Genomic DNA, 9,340 nt, shown 5'->3' with positions numbered 1-9,340 from the left:
CCGCTGTATCCGCCAAAGGTTTCTGCTCTATCCATAACACCAATAGCCTTTGCGTTTGAAGCTACAATTGCATCAGCAAGATCATAATAAGGAAAGGGCCTGAAGGTTCTGATTTTTATAATTCCTACCTTTTCACCTTTCTCTCTCATTCTGTCAACGACGTACTTAGCAGTACCCGCTGCAGAACCCATTACTATAAGAATATACTCAGCATCTTCTGTCTTGTATGCTTCAATGTGTTCGTACTTTTTGCCTCTGAGTGCGGCAAACTCTTCTCCAACCTCTCTGATTACTTTGTAGGCATTCATCATGGCTTCTCTCTGCTGACGCTTAAATTCCATGTAGGAATCGGACATAGCAATAGCACCATGAGTTGTCGGATGTTCAACATCAAGTAATGAATGGAACATGCTCTGAGTACCAACAAACTCTCTCACCTCTTCGTCTTTAAGAAGGGAAACACCCTCTATAGAATGAGAAATGATAAACCCGTCCATACCAACCATAACAGGCAGTCTGACTCTCTTATCTTCGGCAATCTTAACGGCCTGAATAAGGTTGTCGTACTCTTCTTCAGCATTTTCAGAAACAAGGATAATCCATCCCTGGTCCCTTGCACCCATCATATCAGAATGGTCACCGTGGATGTTAATAGGCGAGGAGAGAGCCCTATTTACAAGGGCAATAACCGCAGGAAGTCTCATTCCTGAAGCAACCCCTAAAATTTCCCACATAAGCGCAAGGCCGGGACCTGCCGTTGCAGTCATAGCTCTGGCACCAGCTGCTGCTGCACCAACAACCGCAGAAAGGGCACTGTGTTCACTTTCAACCGTAATAAATTCAGTATCTACAAGGCCATTTGCCACAAAGTCTGCAAAAAAGTGCATCATCTCAGTCTGAGGTGTAATAGGATACGCTGCAACAACATCAGGGTTTATCTGCCTTAAAGCTTCAGCTGCCGCCATGTTACCTGAATAGGGAACAACTTTTCTCTCTTCAATTATCGTAACCGCCATAATTAGTCCTCCTCACGAAACAGATATTCCGGTTTCATTACAAGCGCCTTCTTAGACTCATCATCTCCCTTGCTCTTAGGGCACTCATGAGCACAAATACCACAACCTTTGCAGTGGTCATAATCTATACCAACCACCTTCTTATCTTTAACAATAATTGAGCTATCTGGACAGAAAACCCAACAAATCATACAGTCTATACAGTTTTCTCTGTTGAAAACCGGTCTCCAGGCACGCCATTCGCCTGTTTTATACTCAGCACTGTTTCCAGGCTCTGTTATAAGAGCACCTATCTCTAAATCTTTCCAGCCTTTCATTCTCCTTTTACCTCCTTGTAAGCTCTCTCAAGGGCTCTGAGGTTAGCCTCAAGAAGCTCCTTTGAGACTTTTTTACCAAAAGTGGCTTTAATATCCTCTTTAACACTATCAAGAGAAACGAGATTCTGAATGACCTTAACAAGTGCCCCGAGCATGGGAACGTTCATGAAGGGCTTTCCAAACTCTTCCATTGCAATTGCACTTGCGTTAACAGTGAAGATTTTTCTTCCCTCTATGTTGAGCATGCTTCTTATTTCTTGAGGAGTTTTATCGGTATTTATAACAAGTACTGCATCCTCAGAAGTTCCTTCAAGTATTGGAACTGTTTTTAAAAGTGTAGGGTCAACAACCACTACAATGTCTGGATGCAGAACAAGACAGTGGAGCGTGATTGGATTTTCAGAAACTCTGTTGAAACTTCTTAAAGGTGCACCTGCCCTTTCAGCACCGTAATCTGGAGCACTTTGGGCATACTTACCTTCTCTAATAGCAGAACTTGCAAGGATTTTTGAAGCGGTTACCGCTCCCTGACCACCTCTGGCGTGCCATCTGATTTCTATCATCCGTCTCCTCCGGTTATAAGTTTCATATCCTCAAATGAACGTTTTAACGTAAGCTCATCAGCCATATCTATAGTTCCACCGTAAGGTATTCCATAAGCTATACGATATATTTTAATATTTTTTCCGGTAAGCCTATCTATTATAAACTTCGCGGTTGCTTCACCTTCAACGGTAGGATTAAGAGCTATTATTACCTCTTTAACGTTGTGTTTCTTTATCCTGCCGAAAAGTTCCCTTATTCTGATATCGTCAGGACCGATATTTTCAAGGGGAGAAATAACACCACCCAAAACGTGATAGACACCCTTAAATTCCCCAAGCTTCTCAATGGAAACAGCATCCCTTGGCTGTTCTACAACACAGATAACAGACTTATTTCTGCCATCATCTGAACAGATAGAACATAAATCTGTCATGGAGGGAAGGCCACACTCCCGACAGGATTTCAACCTGTCTAATTCTTTTAAAGCATTAACAATCCGAAGTTTATCATTCTCTGGAAGCTTAGATAGTGAAAGCACTGCCCTTTCCGCAGCCCTTTCGCTTATTCCAGGAACAGAAGCTAAAAACTCAACAACTATCCCGAGAGTTTCAGGATATATCAAAACAGACCTCCAAGATCTATTCCAAGGCCGCCTGTAATTTTCTTCATCTCTTTTTCCATCGTTTCGTTGGCCTTATCAATAGCTTGATTTGCAGCAACAACAATCATATCCCCAAGCATCTCAACATCACCATCTTTAACAACTTCAGGCGAAATTTCAACACTAACAAGCCTTCCGGTGCCTTTAACAGTAACTTCAACAACACCACCAGCGCTGCCCTTAAACTCCATCTCCTCAATCTCTTTCTTCATCTTTTCAGCCTGCTTCTGCAGCTGCCTGGCCATCTTCATAAGATTACCCATGTTACCCATACCACCTTTGAACATTAAAAAACCTCCCGTTCTCAATAAAATAAGCGCACTCTAATTGTAAAAAATTTGTAAAAACTTCACAAGGAAAAAGTGCAGGAAGAACCGTTTTTTCACTATATTTATTTTAAACAAGAAATGCTGGAGGAAAGGCCATGGAAACAACGATAAAGCCAAAAGCACCCATAAGAAGGTTCGACATATTTGCAGAGTGGAACAGGATTAAAGGCATCAAGGAGTTGAAACTTGATCCTGAAGATGCAAAAGCTTACGGTCTTGCCGTTGCAGAAGTGGTAGCAGCGAGAAAATTTTACGGACACAGGACAAAGTACAGAGGAGCAACAAGAGAATACATAAAGAAACATGAAGGTACACCATGGTGGCGGAAGATGGCATCACCTGCCGAATTTGATGAAAAGATTGTGGAAAGAATGGGAAAAGAGTTCTATGAAAAGGTATTTTCAAAAAAGATAGAAGAGGCTTACAGAGAAGGTAAAGACTACATGGACATAAGAGACTCTCTAAGAAAAGAGTGGAACGAACTTTTAAAAGGATAGATTTTTAATCATCTCTTCTATCTTTTTAAGAAAACGGCCAACACCCTCTCCCGTCTTTGCAGATAGAAAAACGGGGTTTTCACACCTTTTTACCCTTCCAGCAACTATCAATCTGAACGTTTCTTCATCACCTTCAACAAGGTCTATCTTGTTAAAAACTGTTATTCTTGGTTTTTCAGATGCTCCTATCTCTTTCAGTATGTTTTCAACTGCATCTGACTCACTTTCAAGATTGGAAGAGGTGATATCGTAAACAACCACAACAATGTTTGAGTTTGTCACTTCCTGAAGAGTGGCCTTGAAAGAAGCTATCAACTCGTGGGGAATATCCTTTATAAATCCAACAGTATCTGTGATAAGAACCTTTTTATTTATACTTTTAAGGAAAATCCTGCCTGTTCTCGTATCAAGCGTAGCAAAAGGAATATCTTTTATAAATACCTCTTCCCCTGTAAGTCTTCTAACAAGAGTTGATTTTCCAACATTCGTATAGCCTGCTACTGCAACGGTTACAAGACCACTCCTTTTCCGCCTTTCGGTAAAGAGAGAACGCCTCTTTGAGTATTTTTCTATCTCCCTTTTAAGGAAATGAACCCTCTGCCTTATAGCTCTTGACTCTGTTTCCAATATCGTTTCTCCAGGTCCCCTTGTCCCTATCCCACCGCCGAGCCTTGAAAGTTCCTTACCTTTCCCTCTCAACCTTGAAAGCTGATGGTAGCACTTTGCCAATTCAACCTGAATCTTTGCCTCTTTGGTCCTTGCCCTCTCGGCAAAAATATCAAGGATAATCTCGGTCCTGTCCCTAACTTTTAAACCGGTAATTCTTTCTATGTTTCTCACCTGAGAAGGTGAAAGGTTGTGGTAAGCAACGATAAGAGAGGCATCTTTTTCTTCTGCAAGCTTTTTTAACTCCTCTATTTTCCCTTTTCCCGCGTAGGTAGAAGGATCAAACGACCGGCGGCGCTGGACAACAGAATCTACAACCCTGTAGCCTAAAGCCTCTACAAGGCCGGACAGTTCTTCAATATCCGCCTGTTCACCGTGTCTGATAACAGAAAGCAGTATGACCTTTTCTATATCCACCCACCTTCTTAAAAGAGATTTTTAACGGGTCTTGATGGTACTATCGTTGCAATTGAATGTTTATAAACAAGTTGCTGACTGTCCCCTTCTTCAAGAATAATGGTAAACTGATCAAAGTAGGTGATAACACCCTGTAGTCTCGTTCCCCTGGCAAGGAAAACACTTACCGGAATTCTCTCTTTCCTTAACCTGTTTAAAAAAGCATCCTGAACCTTAACGGCATTCATAAAGCGCCTCCCTTATTTAAATCACTCTTTATGATATTAATTACTTCTTCTTCCTGCACTTCAGAAAGATTAATCCATTTAAAGCCTTTCTCTTTCTTAAACCAGGTAAACTGTCTCTTTGCAAACTGCCGCGTCCGCCTTTTAAGATTCCTGACAGCTTCTTCAAGCGAAACTTTTCCTTCAATATAGGGCAACATCTCTTTATAGCCAAGAGCCTGAAAAGCAGTTATATCTTTTCCATAAGAGAGTAACTTTTTAGCCTCTTCAATAAGTCCCCTCTCAATCTGGGAATCAACCCTGTCATTTATCCGCCTGTAAAGTTCGTCCCTGTTACGGTAGAGAAAATAACCGTAAAAGTCGTAACGAGGCTTTTCTGGAAGTTTAAACGATGAAAGGGGTTTCCCTGTAAGTTCGTAAACCTCCAAAGCCCTTACAATCCGCTTCCTGTCGGTGCTGTGAATTTTTAAAGCATATTCAGGGTCTATCTTCTTTAAACGGCTGTAAAGTTCCTCCGTTGAAAATTTACTCAGCTTCTTTCTCACCTTTTCATCTGCCGAAGGAACAGGTGAAAGACCGAAAAGAAGCGCCCGTATATAAAATCCAGTGCCTCCAACAATCAACGGAAACTTCCCCTTTGACCTTATTTCCCTTATGGCCTTATCAGCCTCCCTCACAAAGTCCGCAACAGAAAAATACTCATCGGGGCGGAGAACATCTATAAGGTAATGGGGAATGCCATCCATCTTGTCCCTTGAAATCTTATCCGTCCCGATATCAAGCTCTCTGTAAACCTGCATAGAATCGGCACTGATTATCTCTCCACCAATAGCCTTTGCAAGCTTTATAGAGAAATCGGTCTTTCCTGCAGCGGTCGGTCCCGTTATAACAATCAGAGGTTTTTCTCTTTCCATTTTTTAAACTCCGGCGAATTGCTCCATCTTCTATGGCTCCAGAACCACTGCTCCGGCCTCTTTTTAACCGCCATCTCTATCCAATCCGAATAAACTTTCGTAAGCTCCTTAACACTTCTACCTTCTGGATAAATAGGTTTATGTACCTCAAACGTATAACTGTTATTCGGCTCCATATAGCAAAAGGCTGGAATTACAGGCTTACCGGTTTTAACGCTTAAAACAGCTGCACCTTTATTAACAAAGGTGTCTCTCCCTAAAAACCTAACAAGCACACCGTCCTTTTCCTTTGGACGTTGGTCAAGCAAAATACCTATAAAGCGCTTCCTTTTTAAATCCTTTATTATTTCAATGACATTTCCAGTAGGAATAACCTTTATGTTCCAGTGGTTTCTTATGGTGTTTACCATTTCATTCACATAAAGGTTTTTTAAAGGCTTGGCAACGACTGACAATCTTCCCCTGCTAACGTGGGAAAACCAGCCACCAAGAAGCTCCCAATTGCCAATATGGGCGGTAAGAAGTATTCCACCATCAAGGGCGATAAGTTCATCCATAGAGATGGTGCTCTCCTTTCTCAAAGAAAGGATAGAATCAAGAAACTTAAACGAATAGTTTTCAGAACGGAAAAAGTCAACGCTGCACTTTACGAAGGTTTTAAAAGCTTCCTTCCCAACAGAAACTGGCATTCCCACGAACCTGAGATTCTCCTCTGAAACCTTTTTGACGCGGGGATAAGAATAGAAAAAAGAAGCCAAAGAATCTGCAATGCTTAAAGCTCTATCACGGGAAAATTTCCTTAAAAACTTTTCCTTCAGCAATCTGAGAAGCAGATACTCCATCCGGTAAGAAAGCTTTTTGTTCATCCTTTTCCTCATGCTTTTCAACGTTCTTAATCCTGTTAACGATAAACTCCTTAAGCCCGAAAACCTCAACATTTAAGACGGGAAACTTGAAAGGCAACCTTCCCTTTAGCTTTACAGCATCCTTTTCCGTCGTAACAAGGTTAGGATATTTACGTAATTTTTCAATATCATCATTGGTATAAACATGATGGTCAGGAAAAGCAAAGACTCTTTCAACATCAAATCCTTCGACTTTAAGCATTTCAACAAACTGCTCAGGATTTCCGATGCCGCAGAAAACGTTAATATCCTTTGGCGGCGGTGATGCTTCTGAAAAATTCTCATCCAGCCAGTTTTTGAACATTTGATGGGCTCTGAAAACAGGTTTTCTAAAAGTCTTTAAATAAAGCTCAATTGAGTTCACCTTTTCAACGGAAGCAAGATTTGACCGGGAAAGAACAAAACAGTGTGCCCTTTCAAGGGCCGAAACCGGTTCCCTCAACGTGCCAAGAGGAAGACAGTGATTGCCGCCGAACGGATTAAAAGGATCAACGACAACAATATTAACAGTGGCTTCTATTTTTAACTGCTGAAATCCATCATCAAGAACAGCAATATTGGCACCTTTCTCGACGGCAAAATCTATCCCTTTTAATCTATCCTTGCTGACAACTACTCTAAAACCTCTCCTAACAAAGATTGCCGCTTCATCACCAAACCTATCGGCATTTTCAGAGGCAAACAGAGGACCCTTCTCGCTGCCGCCGTACCCCCTCATAACAATTACAGGGGAAAAGCCAATATCCTCAAGCATTCTGTATATGAACTCCACGAGGGGTGTTTTTCCCGCACCGCCGGCAACTATGTTTCCAACAGATATAACGGGAATTGGTGGAACGACTTTTGTTAAAATTCCGTTCCGGTAAAGATCTGCCCTTGCGGAAGAGATAAAACAGTAAATCCTGGACAGGATATAGAAAACAGGATACAGTAAAATCCATCCTTTTTCTCTTTTAAAAACCTTTCTTCTGATTTCCTCAAGCCTCAAGCAAAAACCTCTTTCAAAATTCTTTCAGTAACGCCTTTTTCTCTTTCTAAAAGCTTTTTACCACAAAGGCCAATGCGATACCTAAACTCATCGTTATTAAGCAACAGGCTAATTTTATCAAAAAGATTTTCAGAAGATGCAAAGATAATACATTCCTTAACTTTTGAAATCACATCGCGAAAGTGGGAATAGTAAGGTCCTACAATAACAGGAATGGCGGAAACCATAGGCTCTAAAGGATTGTGCCCGCCAATCCTCTCATTAAATGTTCCACCTATAACGGCAACATCGGCAATACTGTAAAAACCGGGAAGCTCTCCAACGGTATCCACAATGTAAAAGTCCACATCAGACGGTACTTTAGCAGACTGTGTCCTTAAAACAGATCTTCCGGGAAGAAGCGGTATAAGGTTTTCAGCTCTTCCAATGTGTCTTGGCACAACAACCGTTAAAATCTCTGGAAACATTTCTTTTAATTTCCTGTGAACCTCTCCTGCAAGCTCCTCCTCACCTTCGTGTGTACTTCCCCAGACAACAATGGGATACCGACTTCCTATACTGACTTCAACAGGCTCAGGCTCCCTTACACTATCAAATTTTAAATCTCCAACAACTTTAACATCAAAAAATCCAAGTTTCTGTGCTTTTTCAGCATCTTCCTGCGTTCTGGCAAGAAAAACAGAAGACCTGAAAATATCACTTAAAAGAAACGAAAACCGTTTATAGAGAGAAAAGCTTCTTTCCGTTATCTTTCCGCTAACAAAGTAGATCTCTACCCCCTGTTCAAGGGCTGAAGTTAAAAGGGAAGGCCACACTTCAGTTTCATAAATTAGCAACTTTTTCACGCCAAGTCGCTTAACAAAATAGTCTGTAAAAGGCTTAACGTCCGGGGGAATCACATGGACAGGAACATTCGGAAAAATCTTTGAAGCCCTATCTGCACCATAATCGGTAAAGGTTGTGACAACTGCCCTATCCCTCAATCGCTCTATAAGAGGTCTTGCCGAATTGACCTCACCGATACTTGCACAGTGAATCCAGGTATCCCTGCCATCAATGTTAGACGGGAAAGAAGAAAAACGTCTCTTAACAGAAAAACCGCCCCTCTTTTTAGAAATAATTTTAGCTGCTGTTAAAAGAACTGGAAGAGAAAAACTGTAAAGAAAGTTATAAAGAAAAAGACCACATCTCATTTTATTCCCACCAGCTTGTGAATCTGAGGAACAACCTTAACGTTAAACTCTGAAATCAGGAATTTTTCTCTCATTATAAGCTCTATCACTCTTTTAACCGTAACAGCATACTCTTCACAGGGAAGTTCTATCGGTTGAAATACAATACCTTTTTCTAAGAAAAAGTTTCTATGCTTTCGTATAAACTTAAGAGACCAGGATAAATCCTCTTCGGTGAGAACCAAAAATTTAATCTGCACCCTGTCGGCAAAATCTGAAATGAAACTTTCAACAGACTTTAGAGAAAAGGTTAAACCCATGGACGGCGGTTTTGGTGAAATGTTCACATAAACCTTTCGAGCAAATATGTCGGACTTAAAAAACACACCGCTGGTCTCAACAAAAATTTTCCTGACCCATTCTGCAGAAGAGAGTTTAAACAGGAAATCAGCTATTCCCTTCTGTGCGAGAGGCTCTCCACCGGTAACCACAATTTCAGGAATACCTATGCTTTTAAGTCTTCTAATTATCTCTTCAGCGGAAACTTCCTCCCTCAAAACACGAGCTTCCCGCGTATCACAGTAACGACAATTTAAAGGACAACCGGCAAAGCGAACAAAAGAGGCAACAAGCCCGACATCGGCTCCCTCACCCTGAACGGAAGGAAATATCTCGTAAACTTTCATCG

The 9,340-nt window shown here is 41.2% G+C and carries 13 protein-coding genes; 1 reads left to right on the top strand and 12 read right to left on the bottom strand.

All coding sequences use genetic code 11. From position 1 onward, the window contains the following. The 5 genes from porA to MV676_RS06470 form a co-directional block, all read right to left on the bottom strand. Positions 1–1,016 (bottom strand): pyruvate ferredoxin oxidoreductase (gene porA, locus MV676_RS06490; RefSeq protein ID WP_297445967.1); only part of this gene is annotated, 1,016 nt, incomplete at its 3' end. 2 nt (positions 1,017–1,018) lie between these two features. Beyond that, on the bottom strand, positions 1,019–1,333 hold the full coding sequence (locus MV676_RS06485) for a 4Fe-4S dicluster-binding protein (protein WP_022846248.1): 315 nt from the start codon (positions 1,331–1,333) through the stop codon (positions 1,019–1,021). Continuing rightward, the gene (locus MV676_RS06480) at positions 1,330–1,896 is read right to left on the bottom strand and encodes a 2-oxoacid:acceptor oxidoreductase family protein (RefSeq protein WP_022846247.1); all 567 of its coding nucleotides are present in this window, start codon (positions 1,894–1,896) and stop codon (positions 1,330–1,332) included. Before MV676_RS06480 ends, MV676_RS06485 begins: the two co-directional genes overlap by 4 nt. Further along, complete coding sequence (gene recR, locus MV676_RS06475; protein WP_297445964.1) at positions 1,893–2,501, bottom strand: recombination mediator RecR; 609 nt, start codon at positions 2,499–2,501, stop codon at positions 1,893–1,895. The genes MV676_RS06480 and recR overlap by 4 nt, the downstream gene beginning before the upstream one ends. After that, positions 2,498–2,827, bottom strand: a complete 330-nt coding sequence (locus MV676_RS06470) for a YbaB/EbfC family nucleoid-associated protein (RefSeq protein ID WP_022846245.1) — start codon at positions 2,825–2,827, stop codon at positions 2,498–2,500. Before MV676_RS06470 ends, recR begins: the two co-directional genes overlap by 4 nt. A 137-nt stretch (positions 2,828–2,964) precedes the next feature. On the opposite strand from MV676_RS06470, the gene MV676_RS06465 reads away from it, so the two are divergent. Beyond that, the gene (locus MV676_RS06465) at positions 2,965–3,366 is read left to right on the top strand and encodes a hypothetical protein (protein ID WP_297445962.1); all 402 of its coding nucleotides are present in this window, start codon (positions 2,965–2,967) and stop codon (positions 3,364–3,366) included. On the opposite strand, the gene hflX is transcribed toward MV676_RS06465, so the two are convergent. Genes hflX through MV676_RS06430 form a run of 7 tightly spaced genes read right to left on the bottom strand, consistent with a single transcriptional unit; the run spans position 3,355 to position 9,338 of the window. After that, entirely contained in the window at positions 3,355–4,449 is a 1,095-nt protein-coding gene (hflX, locus tag MV676_RS06460) for a GTPase HflX (protein WP_297445960.1), read from the bottom strand. The two genes, MV676_RS06465 and hflX, sit on opposite strands and share 12 nt — an antisense overlap. Before the next feature lie 8 nt (positions 4,450–4,457). Continuing rightward, positions 4,458–4,676: an RNA chaperone Hfq gene (hfq, locus tag MV676_RS06455; RefSeq protein WP_027719921.1), complete on the bottom strand. Its 219-nt coding sequence runs from the start codon at positions 4,674–4,676 to the stop codon at positions 4,458–4,460. After that, positions 4,673–5,587: a tRNA (adenosine(37)-N6)-dimethylallyltransferase MiaA gene (miaA, locus tag MV676_RS06450; RefSeq protein WP_297445958.1), complete on the bottom strand. Its 915-nt coding sequence runs from the start codon at positions 5,585–5,587 to the stop codon at positions 4,673–4,675. The genes hfq and miaA overlap by 4 nt, the downstream gene beginning before the upstream one ends. Then, the gene (locus MV676_RS06445; protein ID WP_297445956.1) at positions 5,566–6,453 is read right to left on the bottom strand and encodes a lysophospholipid acyltransferase family protein; all 888 of its coding nucleotides are present in this window, start codon (positions 6,451–6,453) and stop codon (positions 5,566–5,568) included. Before MV676_RS06445 ends, miaA begins: the two co-directional genes overlap by 22 nt. Next, positions 6,371–7,480 (bottom strand): tetraacyldisaccharide 4'-kinase, encoded by a 1,110-nt coding sequence (gene lpxK / locus MV676_RS06440; RefSeq protein WP_297445954.1) that lies wholly within the window; start codon positions 7,478–7,480, stop codon positions 6,371–6,373. Before lpxK ends, MV676_RS06445 begins: the two co-directional genes overlap by 83 nt. Next, complete coding sequence (locus MV676_RS06435) at positions 7,477–8,673, bottom strand: glycosyltransferase N-terminal domain-containing protein (protein WP_297445952.1); 1,197 nt, start codon at positions 8,671–8,673, stop codon at positions 7,477–7,479. The genes lpxK and MV676_RS06435 overlap by 4 nt, the downstream gene beginning before the upstream one ends. After that, entirely contained in the window at positions 8,670–9,338 is a 669-nt protein-coding gene (locus tag MV676_RS06430) for a 7-carboxy-7-deazaguanine synthase QueE (protein ID WP_297445950.1), read from the bottom strand. Before MV676_RS06430 ends, MV676_RS06435 begins: the two co-directional genes overlap by 4 nt. Positions 9,339–9,340: the final 2 nt, after the last annotated feature.

The sequence above is a fragment of the Desulfurobacterium sp. genome (assembly GCF_027028515.1).
Lineage (GTDB): Bacteria > Aquificota > Aquificia > Desulfurobacteriales > Desulfurobacteriaceae > Desulfurobacterium_A.
This window is presented reverse-complemented; position numbering and strand designations above follow the sequence as displayed.

Coding starts and splice junctions, on each gene's coding strand:
- miaA (WP_297445958.1), bottom strand. CDS start 5,587: ATGGAAAGAGAAAAACCTCTGATTGTTATAACGGGACCGACCGCTGCA.
- MV676_RS06480 (WP_022846247.1), bottom strand. CDS start 1,896: ATGATAGAAATCAGATGGCACGCCAGAGGTGGTCAGGGAGCGGTAACC.
- MV676_RS06430 (WP_297445950.1), bottom strand. CDS start 9,338: ATGAAAGTTTACGAGATATTTCCTTCCGTTCAGGGTGAGGGAGCCGAT.
- MV676_RS06465 (WP_297445962.1), top strand. CDS start 2,965: ATGGAAACAACGATAAAGCCAAAAGCACCCATAAGAAGGTTCGACATA.
- MV676_RS06445 (WP_297445956.1), bottom strand. CDS start 6,453: ATGAACAAAAAGCTTTCTTACCGGATGGAGTATCTGCTTCTCAGATTG.
- hfq (WP_027719921.1), bottom strand. CDS start 4,676: ATGAATGCCGTTAAGGTTCAGGATGCTTTTTTAAACAGGTTAAGGAAA.
- MV676_RS06485 (WP_022846248.1), bottom strand. CDS start 1,333: ATGAAAGGCTGGAAAGATTTAGAGATAGGTGCTCTTATAACAGAGCCT.
- MV676_RS06470 (WP_022846245.1), bottom strand. CDS start 2,827: ATGTTCAAAGGTGGTATGGGTAACATGGGTAATCTTATGAAGATGGCC.
- MV676_RS06435 (WP_297445952.1), bottom strand. CDS start 8,673: ATGAGATGTGGTCTTTTTCTTTATAACTTTCTTTACAGTTTTTCTCTT.